The 18,752-nt window shown below is 59.0% G+C and carries 17 protein-coding genes; 5 read left to right on the top strand and 12 right to left on the bottom strand.

All coding sequences use genetic code 11. The features are described from left to right. Positions 1-15: 15 nt before the first annotated feature. On the bottom strand, positions 16-1,500 hold the full coding sequence (ubiD, locus tag ASF13_RS08560) for a 4-hydroxy-3-polyprenylbenzoate decarboxylase (RefSeq protein ID WP_056234836.1): 1,485 nt from the start codon (positions 1,498-1,500) through the stop codon (positions 16-18). Positions 1,501-1,728: 228 nt separating this feature from the next. Here ubiD and rfaH point away from each other — a divergent pair, with 228 nt between their 5' ends. Beyond that, entirely contained in the window at positions 1,729-2,220 is a 492-nt protein-coding gene (gene rfaH, locus ASF13_RS08555) for a transcription/translation regulatory transformer protein RfaH (RefSeq protein WP_056234834.1), read from the top strand. Positions 2,221-2,261: 41 nt separating this feature from the next. Here the strand turns inward: rfaH and tatD are convergent, their stop codons facing one another. The 9 genes from tatD to udp all read right to left on the bottom strand — a co-directional run bounded on the left by tatD (position 2,262) and on the right by udp (position 10,650). Continuing rightward, entirely contained in the window at positions 2,262-3,041 is a 780-nt protein-coding gene (gene tatD, locus ASF13_RS08550; RefSeq protein ID WP_056234831.1) for a 3'-5' ssDNA/RNA exonuclease TatD, read from the bottom strand. Between the two features lie 77 nt (positions 3,042-3,118). Continuing rightward, entirely contained in the window at positions 3,119-3,880 is a 762-nt protein-coding gene (tatC, locus tag ASF13_RS08545) for a Sec-independent protein translocase subunit TatC (protein WP_056234828.1), read from the bottom strand. A gap of 2 nt (positions 3,881-3,882) precedes the next feature. Next, positions 3,883-4,569: a Sec-independent protein translocase protein TatB gene (tatB, locus tag ASF13_RS08540; RefSeq protein ID WP_082502320.1), complete on the bottom strand. Its 687-nt coding sequence runs from the start codon at positions 4,567-4,569 to the stop codon at positions 3,883-3,885. A 3-nt stretch (positions 4,570-4,572) separates the two neighbouring features. After that, on the bottom strand, positions 4,573-4,824 hold the full coding sequence (gene tatA / locus ASF13_RS08535) for a twin-arginine translocase TatA/TatE family subunit (protein ID WP_056234825.1): 252 nt from the start codon (positions 4,822-4,824) through the stop codon (positions 4,573-4,575). 118 nt (positions 4,825-4,942) lie between these two features. After that, a complete protein-coding gene (ubiB, locus tag ASF13_RS08530) occupies positions 4,943-6,580 on the bottom strand; it encodes a ubiquinone biosynthesis regulatory protein kinase UbiB (protein ID WP_056234822.1) in 1,638 nt (545 codons plus the stop codon). Beyond that, positions 6,577-7,182, bottom strand: a complete 606-nt coding sequence (locus ASF13_RS08525; protein ID WP_056234818.1) for an SCP2 domain-containing protein — start codon at positions 7,180-7,182, stop codon at positions 6,577-6,579. Before ASF13_RS08525 ends, ubiB begins: the two co-directional genes overlap by 4 nt. Before the next feature lie 12 nt (positions 7,183-7,194). Then, positions 7,195-7,950 carry a bifunctional demethylmenaquinone methyltransferase/2-methoxy-6-polyprenyl-1,4-benzoquinol methylase UbiE gene (ubiE, locus tag ASF13_RS08520; RefSeq protein ID WP_056234815.1) on the bottom strand — a complete coding sequence of 252 codons (756 nt, stop codon included), beginning with the start codon at positions 7,948-7,950 and terminating at the stop codon, positions 7,195-7,197. Positions 7,951-8,024: 74 nt separating this feature from the next. Next, positions 8,025-9,545 (bottom strand): DNA recombination protein RmuC, encoded by a 1,521-nt coding sequence (rmuC, locus tag ASF13_RS08515; RefSeq protein WP_101506053.1) that lies wholly within the window; start codon positions 9,543-9,545, stop codon positions 8,025-8,027. Between the two features lie 343 nt (positions 9,546-9,888). Further along, on the bottom strand, positions 9,889-10,650 hold the full coding sequence (gene udp / locus ASF13_RS08510; RefSeq protein ID WP_056234809.1) for a uridine phosphorylase: 762 nt from the start codon (positions 10,648-10,650) through the stop codon (positions 9,889-9,891). A 285-nt stretch (positions 10,651-10,935) separates the two neighbouring features. Here udp and ASF13_RS08505 point away from each other — a divergent pair, with 285 nt between their 5' ends. Continuing rightward, on the top strand, positions 10,936-11,772 hold the full coding sequence (locus ASF13_RS08505; protein WP_056234807.1) for a dienelactone hydrolase family protein: 837 nt from the start codon (positions 10,936-10,938) through the stop codon (positions 11,770-11,772). Positions 11,773-11,948: 176 nt separating this feature from the next. Here ASF13_RS08505 and metE read toward each other — a convergent pair whose 3' ends face one another. Next, positions 11,949-14,219: a 5-methyltetrahydropteroyltriglutamate--homocysteine S-methyltransferase gene (gene metE, locus ASF13_RS08500; protein ID WP_056234804.1), complete on the bottom strand. Its 2,271-nt coding sequence runs from the start codon at positions 14,217-14,219 to the stop codon at positions 11,949-11,951. Between the two features lie 221 nt (positions 14,220-14,440). Between metE and metR the strand changes: the two genes are divergently transcribed. The 3 genes from metR to glpT all read left to right on the top strand — a co-directional run bounded on the left by metR (position 14,441) and on the right by glpT (position 17,772). Further along, complete coding sequence (gene metR / locus ASF13_RS08495; RefSeq protein WP_056234802.1) at positions 14,441-15,382, top strand: HTH-type transcriptional regulator MetR; 942 nt, start codon at positions 14,441-14,443, stop codon at positions 15,380-15,382. Between the two features lie 118 nt (positions 15,383-15,500). Continuing rightward, positions 15,501-15,971 carry a DUF1456 family protein gene (locus ASF13_RS08490; protein ID WP_056234799.1) on the top strand — a complete coding sequence of 157 codons (471 nt, stop codon included), beginning with the start codon at positions 15,501-15,503 and terminating at the stop codon, positions 15,969-15,971. 448 nt (positions 15,972-16,419) lie between these two features. Further along, positions 16,420-17,772, top strand: a complete 1,353-nt coding sequence (gene glpT, locus ASF13_RS08485) for a glycerol-3-phosphate transporter (protein ID WP_056234797.1) — start codon at positions 16,420-16,422, stop codon at positions 17,770-17,772. 146 nt (positions 17,773-17,918) lie between these two features. Here glpT and yigL read toward each other — a convergent pair whose 3' ends face one another. Beyond that, positions 17,919-18,719 (bottom strand): sugar/pyridoxal phosphate phosphatase YigL, encoded by an 801-nt coding sequence (gene yigL / locus ASF13_RS08480; protein WP_056234869.1) that lies wholly within the window; start codon positions 18,717-18,719, stop codon positions 17,919-17,921. Positions 18,720-18,752: the final 33 nt, after the last annotated feature.

Genomic DNA, 18,752 nt, shown 5'->3' with positions numbered 1-18,752 from the left:
ATTTGACCCGGCGCGTCAGCGCGCCGGCGTGTCACTTAAAATTCCCAGCTCATCCCATATAGCATCAATGCGGGCGGTAACCGCCGGATCCTTACGGATCGGGGTGCCCCATTCGCGCTGCGTTTCGCCCGGCCATTTATTGGTCGCGTCCAGCCCCATTTTGGAGCCAAGGCCCGACACCGGAGAAGCGAAATCGAGGTAATCAATCGGCGTATTCTCAACCAGAACGGTATCCCTTGCCGGATCCATTCGTGTGGTGATCGCCCAGATTACATCATTCCAGTCGCGTGCGTTGACATCATCGTCGCACACAATCACAAATTTGGTGTACATAAACTGACGCAGGAACGACCAGACGCCCATCATCACGCGTTTGGCATGCCCGGCATACTGTTTCTTGATCGTCACCACCGCCAGCCGGTATGAGCAGCCTTCCGGCGGCAGGTAGAAGTCGACAATTTCCGGGAACTGCTTCTGCAAGATCGGCACGAAAACTTCATTCAGTGCCACGCCCAGCACCGCCGGTTCATCCGGCGGCCGGCCGGTGTAGGTGGAGTGGTAAATCGCATTACGCCGTTGGGTGATGTGCGTAATGGTGAAAACCGGGAAGCTGTCCACCTCATTATAGTAGCCGGTATGGTCGCCATAAGGACCTTCAGGCGCCATCTCACCGGGCTCAATATAGCCTTCCAGCACGATCTCCGCGCTGGCCGGCACTTCAAGGTCGTTGGAGATGCATTTTACCACTTCGGTTTTAGTCCCGCGCAGCAGGCCCGCAAAAGCGTACTCTGACAGCGTGTCCGGCACCGGCGTAACCGCCCCGAGAATGGTCGCCGGGTCGGCCCCGAGCGCCACGGAGACCGGGAAGCGTTCTCCGGGATGCTGCTGACACCACTCCTGGAAATCCAGCGCACCGCCGCGGTGGGAGAGCCAGCGCATAATCAGCTTGTTTTTGCCAATCACCTGCTGACGATAGATGCCCAGATTCTGGCGCTCTTTCAGCGGCCCGCGCGTTACGGTCAATCCCCATGTTATCAGCGGAGCGGCGTCGCCAGGCCAGCACTTCATGACCGGGATACTGCTCAGATCGACCTCGTCGCCCTGCCAGATCTCATCCTGACACGGGGCGTTGCGCAGCCGTTTGGTCGGCATATTGAGCACCTGCTTCCACTGCGGCATTTTGTCAAAGAAGTCGCGGAACCCGCGCGGCGGCTCCGGCTCTTTCAGGAAGGCCAGCAGCCGGCCAACATCACGCAACGCTTTAACATCTTCCTGGCCCATGCCCAGCGCCACCCGGTCAGGGGTGCCAAACAGGTTACACAGCACCGGCATGTCATAACCTTTTGGGTTTTCGAACAGCAGCGCCGGGCCACCGGCACGCAGGGTGCGGTCAGCAATCTCAGTCATTTCCAGATCGGGATCGATCTCATGTTTGATACGTTTTAATTCCCCACGCTGTTCAAGCAGGGCAAGGAAGTCGCGTAAGTCGTGGTATTTCATGACTTTCCATCAGAACGGTCAGTGTGGCGGCCATTATAATGCCGTTCAGCCTCAAATGCAGGGAAAAGTGCACCCATCGGGCGGCAGAAGACGTCAATTCTCTCTGGAATGCACGGCGGGTTTACACCATGGGAAAGGCCTGAAAACCGCGACTGGCGCGCCGATCGCGCTATCTCTCTGTTAGTGACTTTGCTATTCTGAACGTCCAGATAATTAGAAAGTGACGTTATGGAATCCTGGTATCTTCTTTACTGCAAACGAGGCCAGCTGCTACGCGCGAAAGAGCATCTTGAGCGCCAGGCGGTGCATTGCCTCAGCCCGATGATCGCGATGGAAAAAACGGTGCGCGGCAAAGTCACCGAGGTCAGTGAACCTCTGTTTCCTAACTATCTGTTTATTGAATTCGACCCGGAATCTATTCATACCACCACCATCAGCGCCACGCGTGGGGTCAGCCATTTCATCCGCTTTGGCAATCAGCCGGCGCAGGTGCCGGTCGGGGTGATTGAAGCGCTGCAGGATCGGCCGCTGCATGAAGTCCTGCCCGATGCGGAGCTGCCGCAGCCTGGAGATACGGTGCTGATCACCTCGGGAGCCTTTGAGGGGTTACAGGCGATCTTTAGCGAACCAGACGGCGAGGCCCGCTCCATGCTGCTGCTAAACCTGCTTAACAAGCAGGTGGTACGCAGCATTGGTAACCGGCAGTTCCAGAAGATTTAACCGCCGGCTCACCCGCAGCCACACGAACCTGGCTAATCTGACTACAGACGGAATAACCGCCGCGCATTATCAGCGGTGATCCCACCCAGCTCACTGGTCTCTTCACCCCGTAACAGCGCCACCTGCTGCACGATATGCGGCAGGAAGCAGGGCTCATTACGCCGCGAAGCGGGACGCGGACGCATATCGCGCGGCAGCAGCCAGGGCGCATCGGTCTCAAGCAACAGCCGCTCTGCCGGGATCAGCGGCATCAGTTCACGCAGCTCCTGGCCGCGCCGCTCATCGCAGACCCAGCCGGTAATGCCGATCGACAGCCCCAGCGCCAGACAGGCTTCAAGCTCTGCGCGCGTCCCGGTAAAGCAGTGCAGCACCGCGGCTGGCAGCTGCGGTAGCCAGGGTGCCAGGATCTCAACAAAACGGTCATGCGCTTCCCGACAGTGCAGGAATACCGGCAGGCCGAGCTCGACGGCCAGCGCCAGTTGGGCCTCAAACGCGTAGGCCTGCTGCTCAGGCTCGGAGAAGTTACGGTTAAAGTCCAGGCCGCACTCGCCGATCGCCACCACCTGTGGGCTCTCCGCCAGCCGCTTTAAGGTACCGGCGGTTTCTGCCGACCATTCACTGGCGTGATGCGGATGCACCCCCGCCGTCGACCAGCAGTAGTCAGGATGCTGGCGTGCCAGGCTCTGTGCCTGCTGGCTCTCCAGCGCGTTGGTACCGGTAATTAACATGCCGGTGACGCCTGCCTCGCGGGCGCGCTTTATCACCTGTTCACGGTCTTTCGCAAACTGGGTGCTGGTCAGGTTTACACCAATATCAAACATAGTCTTTTCCAAACGATAACCGCCCTGACGGGCGGTTAGTTAAGGGTCTGTTCTGCCGGAGCAGCCGGGCACCGCCATTAATCCGGCTGGTCTTCCTGCTCTTCATCCTCTTCACGACGGTTCTTACCGACGTAGAAACGCGAGCACAGGATGCCGACTTCAAACAGGCAGTACATCGGTATCGCCAGCAGCGTCTGCGAGAAGATATCCGGCGGCGTCAGCAGCATTCCCACCACAAAAGCCCCGACCAGCACGTACGGCCGCTTTTCTCGCAGGTCCTGTGGCGTGGTCACACCGGTCCAGCACAGCAGAACGATCGCAATCGGTACTTCAAAGGAGACGCCAAAGGCCAAAAACAACGTCATCACAAAGTCGAGATAATTGTTGATGTCGGTTGCAATCTGCACCCCTGCAGGCGCGGTTTTAGCAAAGAAGCCAAACGCCAGCGGGAAGACGATAAAGTAAGCGAAAGCCATGCCGAGATAGAATAGGAATGAACTGGAAAACAGCAGCGGCATCACCAGCCTGCGCTCATGGCGGTAAAGCGCCGGTGCAATAAACGCCCAGATCTGATAGAGGATCACCGGTACGGCCAGGAACAGCGAGACGATAATGGTCAGCTTAATCGGCGTAAAAAAGGGTGAAGCGACATCGGTGGCGATCATGCTGGCACCGGCCGGCAGCTGCTTGATCAGCGGTGCTGAAACCAGTTGGTAAATGTCGTTGGCAAAGTAGATCAGGCAAAGAAATATCACCAGCACAGCAATAATGCTGTTCAGCAGGCGCTTACGCAGCTCAATCAGATGACTGATTAGCGGTTGGGTATCTTCAACAGCCATGTTTAACGTTCATCGCTCGGTTGAGTGGAGGTAGCTGGACGGGCGACCTCAGCGGTCTTAGACAGCCGCACTGCGCTGTCAGGCCTCTGCGCGGTATCATGCCCGGCCAGCGGCGACGGTGTGGCTTGCGGCAGCGGTTCTGCGGTTGCCTCAGTGGCAAGGGTTTGCTCCGGCACAGCGGCGGCAGGTGCCTGAACCGGTATGCTGGCCTCTGTTGCCGTGGCATGTGCCGGTGCCTGTACGCTGGCCTGCTGCACTGCAGAGGCAGGTGCCTGAGCCGGAGCGCTGGCCTGGTGATCGGCGGTAGCCGGGGTCACGCCATCGTGGGCGTCCTGCGAATTTTTCACCAGCGGGTTGTGGATGGTGTGCGCTTCATCATCGGCTTTTTCGTTCTCGCCGAGATAGCTGCGCTTCATTGATTCCGCGGTCTGCTTCAGCTCTTCCACCGACGCTTTCAGCTCCGGCGACAGGCTGTCCATGCTGGCCTGCTCAATCTTTTTCAGGCCATCCTGCAGCTCCTGCAGTTTGAGCTCCTGTGCCAGTTCGTTTTGCACGTTGCTGGCGAGGGAGCGCATCGCGCGGATCCAACCCACTACGGTTCTGACCGCTACCGGCAGACGTTTCGGCCCCAGTACCACCAGGCCAATCACGAAAACCAGTACCAGTTCACTAAAGCCTATGTCGAACACGGATCAGACCTTGTCGTTCTTAACGTCTTCTTTTTTCACTTCACCAGGCTGTTTCTCAGCCAGGCGAGCGTTGAAGTCGGCGTCTTCATCCTGGGAACGGTCCTTAGACTTATCGTCTTCATCACTCATGGCTTTCTTAAAGCCCTTGATGGACGAACCCAGATCGGAGCCCAGCGAACGCAGCTTCTTAGTACCAAACAGCAGCACCACCAGCACGGCGATGATTAACAAGTGCGGAAGAGTAATGCCCATAATGACCTCTGAATATCGACAAATGATGCGAGTTGCGCAGTATATAACAGTCTGTGTACCACTGACGATTCACAAACCCCTTAGTAGTCGGAATTAAGTGCCGATTTACCTTTCGTGACAATCAATTTGTTTTGCGCCAGCCGACCAGCCAGGCAACCAGTCCGGCGGCAACCAGCACCGCCGGCAGCAGTTCCGCCTCAGGCCGCAGCAGCAGGATCGCCGTACCACCGAGCAGCAGGGTGGCACCCACGCCCAGCAGGTAGCGGGACTGATGCTGGCGTACGCGTTCGCCTTTCAAATCATTAGCCAGCCGGTCAACGCTGTGGCGCAAATGCCGGTGCTGGCGCAGGCTGTCATAAAACAGCTCCGGTAGCTCCGGCAGCTTTTCGGCCCATGACGGCGCTTTATCTTTTAGCGCACGCACCAGCGCCGGAATACCAATCTGATCTTTGATCCAGTCCTCGAGGAACGGCTTGGCCGTTTTCCACAGATCCAGCTGCGGGTAGAGCTGGCGGCCCACGCCCTCGACGTAGAGCAGCGTTTTCTGCAGTAGCACCAGCTGCGGCTGCACTTCCATATTGAAACGGCGGGCGGTGTTAAACAGGTTCATCAACACATGACCGAAGGAGATTTCAGCCAGCGGCTTCTCAAAAATCGGTTCACAGACCGTACGTATGGAGAATTCAAAGTCTTCCACGTTGGTATCCGGCGGCACCCAGCCGGAGTCAACGTGCAGCTCGGCCACCTTACGGTAATCGCGGTTGAAGAAGGCGATAAAGTTCTCGGCCAGATAGCGTTTGTCTTCTTTGTTCAGCGAACCAACGATGCCACAGTCAATACCAATATACTGCGGATCTTCCGGGCGATCGTAGCTGACGAAGATATTACCCGGGTGCATATCGGCGTGGAAGAAGCTGTCACGGAACACCTGGGTAAAGAACACCTGCACGCCGCGTTCGGCCAGCAGTTTCATATTCACCCCGTGCTGCTCCAGCGTTGCCACATCAGAGATGGGAATGCCGTAAATGCGCTCCATCACCATCATGGTTTCGCTGCCATAGTCGGAGTAAACTTCCGGCACGTACAGCATCCGGCTGCCGTCAAAGTTACGTCGCAGCTGAATAGCGTTGGCGGCTTCGCGCAGCAGATTCAGCTCGTCCAGCAGCGTTTTCTCGTAATCCGCCACCACCTCAACCGGGCGCAGACGCCGCCCGTCCGGCAACAGCCGCGGCACCCAGCGGGCCAGCCGATAAATCAGCCGCATATCCGCTTTAATGACCGGCAGGATGTCCGGGCGGATCACCTTAATCACTACTTCACGGCCGTTCTTTTTCAGTTTAGCCGTATGGACCTGGGCGATAGAGGCAGAGGCCAGCGGGACAATATCGAACTCATCAAACTGGCTGTCAATCGGGGCACCGAGCGACTGCTCGATCAGCTTCAGCGCCTTGGCACCGTCAAACGGAGCCACGCGATCCTGTAACATCGCCAGCTGGTCAGCAATCTGCGGCGGGAACAGGTCACGGCGGGTGGACATCATCTGACCAAACTTGATCCACACCGGCCCCAGCTGCTCCAGTGCCAGGCGTAAACGCTGGCCCAGCGGCAGGTCATGATGGCGGTTAGGCAGCCAGAACAGGCACTTACGCCACAGACGCAGGGGCAGAGTCAGGCGTGTTTGCGGAATCAGTTCATCCAGCCCGTAACTCAGAAACACCCGGATAATCAGGTAGAGACGGCGAAGTTCTCCAAAGGTCATTGCTCCTCCAGCTTACTGAAACGGGCATCCAGCGCATCCAGCGAGCGGGTCAGCGCGTCGACTTCTTCGGCAAACCAGGCCAGTTCAAGCTGGCCCGGCGCCAGGCGCCACTCCTCGGTCACGGCTTGCGCCAGGTACTGTTGCTTGCGGGCCACATCACGGCGCACCAGGCTGAAACCGCGTTGTGCAAAGCGCGTAATGCCCTGGGCGGCAATATCCCCCACCCACGGGGCGAGATATTCCGCCGGGTCGAGTTCGGCCATATCGAGCAGCGCAGAGAACTGCTGCACCAGCTGCAGGTCACCGGCAACGGACAGCTCACCGCTACGGATCAACGCGGTCAGCTGCTGGCGGTCGCGCAGCTTTGGCAGCGTGGTCAGCCGGGTGGTCACCGTGCAGTCGGCCGGGCCGGCCCACTCCCCCACCACGTCGACCTGCTGTTCGCTGAACACGAAGGTCAGCGGCTGCTTCAGCTCGGTCAGCACGATAGTCAGGCTTTTACCGGTGAGACGCTGGCGCGCCGCTTTCAGGCCGCGATCGCGATACAGAACCTGATTCAGCGCCGTCTCCATGCCTGCGGTTAACAGCGGCGTTAGTGTCATAGCCATTCCCGATCAGAACTTGAATCCACGGTGCAACGCAACGATGCCGCCCGTCAGATTGTGATAAGTGGTGTTTTCAAAGCCAACGTCCATCATCATCTGCTTCAGGGTGTCCTGAGCGGGGTGCATACGGATGGATTCCGCCAGGTAGCGGTAGCTGCCGGCGTCTTTCGCAACGATCTCACCGATGCGCGGCAGGATATGGAAGGAGTAAGCATCGTAGGCTTTGCTCAGCGGCTCCAGTACGGGTTTGGAGAACTCCAGCACCAGCAGGCGACCACCCGGCTTCAGCACGCGGAACATCGAGGCCAGCGCCTTGTCTTTATCGGTCACGTTACGCAGGCCAAAGGCGATGGTGATGCAGTCGAAGTAGTTGTCCGGGAACGGCAGCGCTTCCGCGTTGGCCTGCACGTAGTTGACATTGCCAATGATGCCTCGGTTACGCAGCTTCTCGCGGCCTACTTTCAACATTGAACTGTTGATATCGGCCAGCACCACTTCACCAGATTCCCCCACCAGACGAGAAAATTTCGCCGTCAGGTCGCCCGTGCCGCCCGCCAGATCCAGCACGCGCTGGCCGCGGCGCACGCCGCTGCAATCAATGGTGAAACGCTTCCAGACGCGGTGAATGCCGAACGACATCAGGTCGTTCATCAAATCATATTTGGCCGCAACGGAGTGGAACACATCCGCCACCATATCGGCTTTCTCGCTTTTCGCTACGGTGCGATAGCCGAAATCGGTGGTGTCCTTAGATTCATCTGCCATGGGTTTTGCCTGTTCTGCCATCAAATATCGGCCAAGTGTACCAGAGTCAGGCAGGCCAGGCACTTGCCGCACGCTTATTCATTAATGCGCTGAGGGGGCGACTGGCTTGCCGCAGCCTCATCCGGCGCATCGTCCCAGCCGTCGTCCTGCCCGGCCTCGTCGTCGTCCGGCTGCGCCTGTTCCACCAGCCTCGGGTTGATCGGCCGTTTGATCTCCACCCCCATCTGGCGAAACCCCTCGGTCTGGGCGATCAGATTACCGCGACCTTCCGCCAGCTTCTTCATTGCCTGGCGGTAGCTGTCCTGCGCCTTATCGAGGTTCTGCCCGATGCTGCTCATATCATCAACAAACAGCCGCATTTTGTCATAAAGCCGCGCGGCGCGATCGGCAATGCGCTGGGCATGACGGCTCTGGTGTTCATAACGCCACAGATTATTGATGGTGCGCAGCGCCACCAGCAGGGTGGTCGGGCTGACCAGCATAATATTCTGGTTCAGCGCTTCGTTAATCAGCTCCGGCTGGCGGTCAATCGCCAGCAGAAACGCCGGCTCGACAGGAATAAACATCAGCACGTAGTCCAGCGAACGCAGGCCCGGCAGCTGCTGATAGTCCTTGCGGCTGAGCAGACGCAGGTGGTTGCGGATCGCCGCGATATGCTCGGCGATCGCCAGCTCCCGTTCCGCCTGATCCTCACCGTTGAAATAGCGCTCGTAGGCTACCAGCGTCATCTTGGCGTCAATCACCACGTCCTTGCCCTGCGGCAGACGGACAATCACGTCCGGCTGCATGCGGCCGTTCTGCTCCAGCTGGACGGTGACCTGAGTCTCATACTCGTGACCTTCACGCAGGCCGGAGGCTTCCAGCACCCGGCTGAGCACCACCTCCCCCCAGTTACCCTGCGTTTTGTTGTCGCCTTTCAGGGCTTTGGTCAGGTTGATCGCTTCCTGCGCCATCTGCGCGTTAAGCTGCTGCAGGTTGCGGATTTCATGGGCCAGCGTATGCCGCTCCCGCGCTTCCTGGCCGAAGCCCTCCTGCACCTGGCGGCGGAACCCTTCCAGCTGCTCGCGCAGCGGCGTAATCAGACCGTGCAGGCTCTGCCGGTTCTGTTCATCCACCCGGCGGCCGCTGTTTTCAAAAATACGGTTAGCGAGGTTCTCGAACTGCGCGTTCAGCCGCGTCTCGCTGTTTACCAGCAGCCGCTGCTTCTCTTCTGTCGCCATTCGCGTCTCTTCCAGGCGGATGGTCACTTCGCGCAGCTCCGCCTCCTGGGCCGCATTGATCTCCAGCTGGTTGCGCAGCTCACGCGTCAGTTGCTCCGCTTCCGCGCGCCAGTGGTCGAGCTGCTGAAGCTTCTCACCGGCGGCGGCCAGCCCGCCGTGCAGCTGACGTAACTCCTGCTCCGCGGCTTTCTGTTGCTGAAGCTGGCCATCCAGCTGCTGGTGCAGGCGCTGGCGTTCCGCCTGCGCCTGTTCCGCCGCCTGCATCAGCAGCCGACGTTCCGTTTCACCCTGTGCCAGCTGGCGCTGGCCGCGCAACAGGGCAATCAGCCAGCCGGCCAGCACCCCGGCGAGGGCGCTACAGACGCCAATAACCATCAATGCATCCACTCTGTTTCTCCTGCTGAAAACCCACCAGCTGAAAAAATAGTGATCTACTGTATGAATGTCCAGACAAAAAGCCACGCATGCCGGTGGGCATAGGAAGTAGTAAGCTAAAATGGATACCAGGCCGCAAGAAGCGTGATGACGTCAGAGGCCTTATCGGCAGTGGACACAGGACAAAGCGGAGAATGAATAGCAAAAGACACAAGGGCAGCAGACAGAAGTCACATGTCACAGGGTCACAGGGTCACTGGGTCACAAGTAGCAGGTAGCAGGTAGATCACGCCGTTCATCGTCAGCGGGCCACCTGATTACACGTGGCCCGTTGTCAGGCGGGTCAGATCAGGCGACGCGCTGCTTCCACCACGATTTTCACCGCATCACTCTCGGTTTTCTTCATGGTTTCCGCATCCGGGATCTCCTGCTGGGTACGGTTAACGATCACTCCGGCGACCATTCCCGCACGCAGCCCCTGGCTGGCGCACATGGTCAGCAACGTCGCCGACTCCATCTCATAGTTCAGTACGCCCATCTGCTGCCACTCCTGCATTGAGCCCTGGAACCGGCTGACCACGCGTCCGGAGTAGGTGTCATAACGCTCCTGACCGGGATAGAAGGTGTCTGATGACGCGGTAATACCGATGTGGGTCGTCGCCCCTACCGCCTGCGCGGCCGCCACCAGCGCGGTGGTACAGGCGAAGTCCGCCACCGCCGGGAACTCCAGCGGGGCAAAGTGCAGGCTGGCACCGTCCAGACGTACCGATCCGGTAGTGACCAGCACGTCGCCGACGTTGATGCCCGGCTGGATGGCACCGGTGGTGCCCACGCGCAGGAAGGTGCGGATGCCCAGCTGCGCCAGCTCTTCCACCGCAATCGAAGTGGACGGCCCGCCGATACCGGTGGAGCAGACGATCACCGGCGTGCCGGAGAGTTCCGCACGCCAGGTGGTGAACTCGCGGTGCGAGGCCAGATGCACCGGGTTATCCATCAGCGCGGCAATTTTCTTCACCCGCTCCGGATCGCCGGGCACAATCGCCAGCGTCGCGCCCTGCAGGTCGGCTTGCGTTAAACCAAGGTGGAATACGTCAGACTGTGCCATTTCAAACTCCTGTCGCGGAAAGCGGGATTAGTTAACTGAAGACTACTCTACGTAAAAGTCGCACACTTTTATGTGATAAACATCCACTCTTAAAATGAAAGTTACATTTCAAGAGTTATAAAAGGTGATCTGATTCACAAATAAACACTGAACCGGCTGAATATGTCACAACCCGCGCTATGGCAGAGCCGGGTCTGATGTTAAAGAGATAGGGCGCGGTGAGCGGCCCCGGCGCATTCCTGGCTATATTTAGCTGACGGCTTTAGTGCACGCACGGAGAGGACAATGAAAACCGACGATAACACGACTCAAGATCGCAGCACCACGGGCTTCGCCCCGGCGGCCGGTGCGACCGCCCCCACCACCCTGATCACCGACAGCGCGGATATCACCTGCGGCGAAACCTCGGTGCCGACCCAGGGCGATAATATGCCGGCGTTTTTTGCCCGGCCGCGCCAGGCGGAAGAGCCGTTACCGGTGATCCTGGTAGTGCAGGAGATCTTCGGCGTACATGAACATATCCGCGATATCTGTCGCCGCCTGGCACAGGCCGGCTATCTGGCCGTGGCACCCGAGCTCTATTTCCGTCAGGGCGACGCCAGCGATTACGACGACATCCCGACCCTGCTGAAAGAGCTGGTCAGCAAAGTGCCGGACAGCCAGGTGCTGGCCGACCTTGATCACGTGGCCAACTGGGCGGCGCGCCACGGCGGCGATATGCGCAATATGGCCGTGACCGGGTTCTGCTGGGGCGGGCGCATCAGCTGGCTGTATGCCGCACACAACCCGCAGCTGAAAGCCGCGGTTGCCTGGTACGGTAAACTGGTGGGGGAGAAAACCTTAAAACAGCCGAAACATCCGGTCGATATCGCCGTTAATCTGAATGCCCCGGTGCTCGGCCTCTACGGCGGCCAGGATGATGGTATTCCTCAGGAGACGGTCGATACCATGCGCCAGGCGGTGCGGGCGGCTAATGCCAAAGCAGAAATCATCGTTTATCCGGACGCGGGACACGCGTTTAACGCCGACTATCGCCCGAGCTATCACGCCGAATCCGCCCAGGATGGCTGGCAGCGCATGCTGGCCTTTTTCCGCCAGTATGGCGTGGCACCAAAAGTATAAAAAAAAAGGGGCACGGTAACCTGTGCCCCAGCGCGCGCAGCTTAACGTCAACCGTTCCAGCCGGCCGCCTTTCCGTTGCAGACAGGCGGCCGGTGAAGGGATCCCGGCACACCTGAATACCGCAGGGAATAAACGCGGGCAACCTCCTCTGCGGCCTGAAGCAGGATGGATTTTAATCAGGCCTTCGCATTACGCAGGTTCTGTGCCGCTTGTACCATATTGGCCAGCGCCTGGCGGGTTTCGGCCCAGCCGCGGGTTTTCAGGCCACAGTCAGGGTTCACCCACAGACGTTCCGGCGGGATGCGTTGCGCGGCCTTCAGCAGCAGCGCTTCGATCTCCCCGACGTCCGGCACGTTCGGCGAGTGAATATCGTACACCCCCGGACCAATCTCATTCGGATACGCAAACTCCTCAAACGACTCCAGCAGTTCCATATCGGAACGTGAGGTTTCAATCGTGATCACGTCTGCATCCAGCGCGGCGATCGCAGGCATAATGTCGTTGAACTCGCAGTAACACATGTGGGTGTGGATCTGCGTGTCGTCCCGCACCACCGCAGCGCTCAGCCGGAAGGCCTCCACCGCCCACGCCAGATACGCCGCCCAGTCAGACTGGTGCAGCGGCAGCCCTTCGCGCAGCGCAGGCTCGTCAATCTGGATGATGCCGATCCCGGCCTTCTCCAGATCGGCCACCTCATCACGCAGCGCCAGCGCGATCTGCCGCGCAATGGTTTCCCGGCTGACGTCTTCCCGCAGGAATGACCAGCAGAGGATCGTCACCGGACCGGTCAGCATGCCTTTTACCGGCTTGTCAGTCAGAGACTGCGCGTATTTCGCCCACTCCACGGTGATCGCCCCCGGGCGGCTGACGTCGCCGATAATCACCGGTGGCTTCACGCAGCGTGAACCGTAGCTCTGCACCCAGCCGTTCTGGCTGAAGACGAAGCCGTCAAGGTTCTCACCGAAGTACTCCACCATATCGTTACGCTCGGCTTCACCGTGCACCAGCACGTCCAGGCCAAGGCATTCCTGCTCGGCGATCGCCTGCTTAATATGTTCAGCGATGCCGCTGCGGTAGCGACCGCCGTCAAGACGCCCCTGCCTGAAGTCGAGACGCAGGCCGCGGATTTCAGGAGTCTGCGGGAAGGAGCCGATGGTGGTGGTCGGCCAGGCCGGCAGCCGGAAGCGCCGGCGCTGGGCTTCAGCACGCAGCGGATAGCCGTTATTACGCAGGCTATCTTTGGCGGTGACTGCCGCCAGACGCTGCGCTACGGCCGCATTGTGCACGCGGGTTGAGGTCTGCCGGGCGCGGATCGGCGCGCTCCAGGCTTCCAGTGACGCGGCATCGTTTGTGTTCAGCGCGTTGCTTAACAGCGACAGCTCGGCACACTTCTGCAGCGCAAAGGCGAACCAGCTTTTCACTTCCGCATCCAGGCGGGTTTCCACGCTCAGATCGATCGGGCTGTGCAGCAGCGAGCAGGAAGAGCCAATCCACAGCTGTTGACGGCGGCCGACCAGCGGCTGCAGGCGGTCAAACCAGCTGCTGAGATCGGCGCGCCAGACGTTACGTCCGTTGATCACGCCGAGGGAGAGTAGCCAGTCGGCCGGGATGCTGGCGTTCAGGGAGGCGATATCGTCTTTCCCCTGCACCAGATCGACGTGCAGGCCCTGTACCGGCAGCGCGGTGATGGTCTCAAGGTTATGACCGATGCTGTCAAAGTAGGTGGTTAGCAGCAGCTTAATCTGCCCCTGCAGCGTAGCGTAAGCCGGTCTGAAGGCATTCAGCCACTCGGCGGGCAGTTCCAGCGCCAGCGCCGGCTCGTCAATCTGCACCCATTCGATACCGCGTCTGGCCAGTTCGGCCAGCAGCTGCTGGTACACCGGCAGAATGTCTGGCAGCAGGCTCAGGCGGTTAAACGGCTCGCCCTTTACTTTGCCCAGCCACAGGTAAGTGACCGGGCCGAGCAGCACCGGCTTCACCCGGTGCCCCAGCGCCAGCGCTTCGTCGACTTCTTCCAGCAGCTGGGTCCAGCTCAGCCTGAACTGCATGCCCTGCACAAATTCCGGCACCATGTAGTGGTAGTTGGTGTTAAACCATTTGGTCATCTCGGCGGCGGCGGCGGGTTCGCCGCCTGGCGCACGGCCACGACCAAGGCGGAACAGAGTGTCGAGGTCAACGGAGCCGTCTGTATTCTGGTGACGCGGCGGCACGTTACCGAGCATCAGACTGGTGGTCAGCACGTGATCGTACCAGGCGAAGTCGCCTACCGGCAGCAGGTCTACACCGGCGTCTTTTTGCTGCTGCCAGTGGCGGGCGCGCAGTTCACGGCCGACGGCCAGCAGATCGGCCTGGCTGCTGTTACCAGCCCAGTAGGTCTCGAGAGCCTTTTTGAGTTCACGGCGCAGGCCGACGCGGGGAAAGCCGAGCGTATGGTTCTGAATCGTCATCTTCAACTCCTTACCTGTAGCGTTTTCAGTGTTCGGCGTCCGCGTGGCCGTCATGCTGACTGCGGTTATGCGCAGATTTCGCGCCCTGCCCGGAGAGTTAATCGCCCGATTAACGTTGCGGCCAGATTCATTTGGACGTCCAGATGTTTACACCGCTATAATCCGCAGGTACTGTATTCACCACAAGCGCAAAATGTTCACCGTCGATGTGAAGGACCCTCATGATCGAACTTAAACACCTGCGAACGCTGCAGGCACTGCAAAATACCGGTTCGCTGGCCGCCGCCGCCGCCCAGCTGCACCAGACGCAGTCAGCGTTATCTCACCAGTTCAGCGATCTGGAACAGCGTCTCGGCTTCCGCCTGTTTGTGCGTAAGAGCCAGCCGCTGCGTTTCACCCCCCAGGGGGAGATCCTGCTGCAGCTGGCCGAGCAGGTGCTGCCGCAGATCCAGCAGGCGCTACAGGCCTGCCATGAACCGCAGCAGAGCGCACTGCGCATCGCCATCGAGTGCCACAGCTGCATTCAGTGGCTGACCCCGGCGCTGAACAATTTCCGCAAGAGCTGGCCGCAGGTGAAGATGGACTTTAAATCAGGCGTCACCTTCGACCCGCAGCCGTCGCTGCAGCAGGGTGAGCTGGATATCGTGCTGACCTCCGATATCCTGACCAGCAGCGGGCTGTTCTACGCGCCGATGTTCGATTTCGAAGTTCGCCTGGTGCTGGCACCCGATCATCCGCTGGCCGCAAAGGCGCATATTTCACCGGAGGATCTGGCGCAGGAGGTGCTGTTAATCTATCCGGTACAGCGCCAGCGTCTGGATATCTGGCGGCACTTCCTGCAGCCCGCAGGCGTCAGCCCGGCGCTGAAGAACGTCGATAACACGCTGCTGCTGATTCAGATGGTAGCGGCGCAGATGGGCATTGCCGCCCTGCCGCACTGGGTGGTGGAGAGTTTTGAGCAACAAAACCTGGTGGTGACCAAAACGCTGGGCGACGGCCTGTGGAGCCGCCTGTACGCGGCCGTGCGTGACGGTGAACAACGCCAGCCTGTAGTCGAAGCCTTTATCCATTCGGCGCGCCAGCACGCCTGTAACAACCTGCCGCGGGTGCGCGATGCCTCGCGTCCGGGCACGCCGCTGCCGACGACCCTCGCCCGCTCCTGACCCGCGCGGTTTCTCTGCTCTCCCTGCCGCCGGCACAACGCTGGCGGTTTTTTCTGTTTAAGCGGGCGATTGCCCCTATAATGCGCACACTGAAACAGTTTTATTGAAGAGAATGTCCATGACCAATAACGATGTCCTGCGCAGCGTGCGCTATATGCTGGATTTGAACGATGCCAAAGTCGTCAGCATCCTGGCGCTGGCAGAGAGCGAAGTCAGCGAAGCGGAAGTGCACAGCTTCCTGAAAAAAGAGGACGAAGCCGGTTTTCGTCCCTGCCCCGACGTGGTCATGGGCTACTTTCTGAACGGTTTAATTTTCCTGCGTCGCGGAAAAAGCGACGAAGCACCCGCGCCGTCGATTGAGCGCAAAATGACCAACAACATCATCCTGAAGAAGCTGCGCATCGCCTTTGATCTGAAAACCACCGATATCACCGACCTGCTGAAATCAGCCGACTTTGCCGTCGGACAGTCGGAAATTGGCGCGATATTCCGTAAACCTGGGCACAAGAACTACCGTGAGTGCGGCGATCAGATCCTGCGTAACTTCCTTAAAGGGCTGACCAAAAAAATCCGCCCGGCGAAGGCATAATCATTTTCCTCAGCCCACTCTCTGCATAAATTAACGCTATCTGGCGTTAATTTATGCACTTTCCCCCGTTCCCGTCAGGCCGCTGATCCGATAACGCCTTAGCACAACGCTCTCTGTTCGCGACGAGGAACTGCGACCTGCCCTGTGCAATCGCCTTAATCTTCCTTTTGGAAAGTAAACACTCACCAAACGAAAGCACCACTGCCACCATGGATAATAATTGTGATTAACATCACATAATATAGTTCCACTTCGAAAATACCCCACGTTTTAATGATGGAGATGTAGCCATTTCGTCATAAAACTGTAACATCCGCGACCTTATTCGCCGTGCTTATCCTGACATCCGCTGCAAAATGCGCGAAATGGAACATTTTTCTTAACCTGTTTCCGTGCGCGTCAATTTGCCTGCCGGCGGCTGTCATTTTTCGAACCTCGGGAGTTAGTCATGCTAAGTATTTTCAAGCCGGCCGCGCATCAGCCTCGCGTTGATGACAGCCGCGTCGATCCGCTGTACCGCAAGCTGCGCTGGCAGATCTTTATGGGGATCTTCTTCGGTTATGCGGCCTATTACCTGGTGCGCAAGAACTTCACCCTCGCCATGCCTTATCTGATCGAGCAGGGTTTCTCCCGCGGTGATTTAGGCTTCGCGCTGTCCGGGATCTCGATTGCCTACGGCTTCTCCAAGTTTCTGATGGGCTCGATCTCCGACCGCTCTAACCCGCGCGTCTTCCTGCCTGCCGGGCTGATTCTGGCCGGCGTGGTGATGCTGATCATGGGCTTTGTGCCGTGGGCAACCTCCAGCATCATGGTGATGTTCGTGCTGCTGTTCCTGTGCGGCTGGTTCCAGGGGATGGGCTGGCCGCCGTGTGGTCGTACCATGGTGCACTGGTGGTCGCAGAAAGAGCGCGGCGGCATCGTATCGGTATGGAACTGCGCGCATAACGTCGGCGGTGGTCTGCCGCCGCTGCTGTTCCTGCTCGGCATGGCGTGGTTTAACGACTGGAAGGCCGCCCTGTATATGCCGGCCTTCGGCGCGATCCTGGTAGCGATTATCGCCTTTGCCCTGATGCGTGACACGCCACAGTCCTGCGGCCTGCCGCCGATTGAAGAATACAAAAACGACTACCCGCCGGATTACAACGAAAAGCATGAAGAAGAGCTGACCGCGAAGCAGATCTTTATGCAGTACATCCTGCCAAACAAGCTGCTGTGGTACATCGCGCTGGCTAACGTCTTCGTCTATCTGCTGCGCTACGGCATCCTCGACTGGTCGCCGACCTACCTGAAAGAGGTGAAGCACTTTACTCTGGATAAGTCGTCGTGGGCCTACTTCTTCTACGAGTACGCCGGTATTCCCGGCACGCTGCTGTGCGGCTGGATGTCTGACAAGGTGTTTAAAGGCAACCGTGGCGCAACCGGCGTGTTCTTTATGACCCTGGTGACCATTGCCACCGTGGTGTACTGGATGAACCCGGCGGGCAACCCCGGCATTGATATGGCCTGTATGACCATCATTGGCTTCCTGATCTACGGTCCGGTGATGCTGATTGGCCTGCATGCGCTGGAGCTGGCACCGAAGAAAGCGGCCGGCACCGCCGCAGGCTTTACCGGGCTGTTCGGTTACCTGGGTGGCTCGGTGGCCGCCAGCGCCATCGTCGGTTATACCGTTGACTACTTCGGCTGGAACGGCGGCTTTGCGGTGATGGTCGGCGGCTGCGTGCTGGCGGTGATCCTGCTGATTATGACCATGCTGAGCGAGAACAAGCACAAGCAGGCGCTGGCTGCCGGTTCACAGTAAGGCGGGTATGAAAGCGTAATGGCAGCGGGGTACCGCCGCCATTAAAAAAGGGCTGAGTTACCGCACGGCTCGTCACCGGTCAGATCGCTCTGACGGTGACGAAACCGGGCGGGCTCAGCCCTTTTGCCTGCGCGTTAAGCGAAAACTTATACCGCGTACAGCGTGCGCAGGGTATTGGGCACCGCCTGCCCGGCGTTGCTGCCGATCACCTCAAGCTCCGGCAGCAGTGCCTTCAGGCGTGGGTCGGCATTCTGCATTACACAGCCCTTACCGGACATGCTCAGCATCTCGGTATCGTTCATGCCGTCGCCGAAGGCGATACAGTCCTGCAGCGTATAGCCTAACTTCTTCGACACCGCATCCAGCGCATGCCCTTTAGAGACGCCGCCAGCCATCACTTCCAGACAGGTCGGCAGTGAGAAGCAGACGTTAACCCGATCGCCCCAGCGGGCAATCAGCGCCTGTTCCAGCGGGATCAGCAGCGCGGGATCGGCGCAGGTAAAGAACACCTTGCTGATGCCGTCGGTCGCCAGCTGGCCCTGCTCGTAGACCTGATAGTTGAAGTCAGACTCGCGGAAGAAGTCCATCTCTTCCGGGCGATGGCGGTTGAGGAACCACTCTTCATCGCGATAAACGTTGGTGAAGATATCCGGGTTATGGTGCTGAATGGCAAACAGTTCGAGGGCGATCTCTTCTTCCAGGTTATGGCTGAAGATCAGTTCACCGGCGGTATTGTGCACGCGGGCGCCGTTCGAGGTGATCATATAGGCATCGATACCCAGGCTGTCGCGCATCTGTGCCACGTCAATATAGTGACGCCCGGTAGCGAAAACGAAGTGAATGCCCTTGCGGGTGACTAACTGCAGCGTTTCGCGGGCAAACGGCGAGAGGGTGTGGTCCGGCGACAGCAGCGTGCCGTCGAGGTCTGAAGCAACAATACGATACATAATACCTCTGATTATTTTGGCAGGTGCGGCCAT

It is taken from the genome of Erwinia sp. Leaf53 (assembly GCF_001422605.1).
Lineage (GTDB): Bacteria > Pseudomonadota > Gammaproteobacteria > Enterobacterales > Enterobacteriaceae > Erwinia.
The sequence above is the reverse complement of the archived record's forward strand: the minus strand, read 5'-3'. Positions and strand labels throughout refer to the sequence as shown.

What these genes read in the sequence shown, in the direction of transcription:
- udp (WP_056234809.1), bottom strand. Translation starts at nt 10,650, where the DNA reads ATGGCACAGTCTGACGTATTCCACCTTGGTTTAACGCAAGCCGACCTG.
- rmuC (WP_101506053.1), bottom strand. Translation starts at nt 9,545, where the DNA reads ATGGTTATTGGCGTCTGTAGCGCCCTCGCCGGGGTGCTGGCCGGCTGG.
- ASF13_RS08490 (WP_056234799.1), top strand. Translation starts at nt 15,501, where the DNA reads ATGACCAATAACGATGTCCTGCGCAGCGTGCGCTATATGCTGGATTTG.
- ASF13_RS08525 (WP_056234818.1), bottom strand. Translation starts at nt 7,182, where the DNA reads ATGACACTAACGCCGCTGTTAACCGCAGGCATGGAGACGGCGCTGAAT.
- tatD (WP_056234831.1), bottom strand. Translation starts at nt 3,041, where the DNA reads ATGTTTGATATTGGTGTAAACCTGACCAGCACCCAGTTTGCGAAAGAC.
- metE (WP_056234804.1), bottom strand. Translation starts at nt 14,219, where the DNA reads ATGACGATTCAGAACCATACGCTCGGCTTTCCCCGCGTCGGCCTGCGC.
- metR (WP_056234802.1), top strand. Translation starts at nt 14,441, where the DNA reads ATGATCGAACTTAAACACCTGCGAACGCTGCAGGCACTGCAAAATACC.
- tatC (WP_056234828.1), bottom strand. Translation starts at nt 3,880, where the DNA reads ATGGCTGTTGAAGATACCCAACCGCTAATCAGTCATCTGATTGAGCTG.
- rfaH (WP_056234834.1), top strand. Translation starts at nt 1,729, where the DNA reads ATGGAATCCTGGTATCTTCTTTACTGCAAACGAGGCCAGCTGCTACGC.
- ubiD (WP_056234836.1), bottom strand. Translation starts at nt 1,500, where the DNA reads ATGAAATACCACGACTTACGCGACTTCCTTGCCCTGCTTGAACAGCGT.
- ubiB (WP_056234822.1), bottom strand. Translation starts at nt 6,580, where the DNA reads ATGACCTTTGGAGAACTTCGCCGTCTCTACCTGATTATCCGGGTGTTT.
- yigL (WP_056234869.1), bottom strand. Translation starts at nt 18,719, where the DNA reads ATGTATCGTATTGTTGCTTCAGACCTCGACGGCACGCTGCTGTCGCCG.
- glpT (WP_056234797.1), top strand. Translation starts at nt 16,420, where the DNA reads ATGCTAAGTATTTTCAAGCCGGCCGCGCATCAGCCTCGCGTTGATGAC.
- ASF13_RS08505 (WP_056234807.1), top strand. Translation starts at nt 10,936, where the DNA reads ATGAAAACCGACGATAACACGACTCAAGATCGCAGCACCACGGGCTTC.
- ubiE (WP_056234815.1), bottom strand. Translation starts at nt 7,950, where the DNA reads ATGGCAGATGAATCTAAGGACACCACCGATTTCGGCTATCGCACCGTA.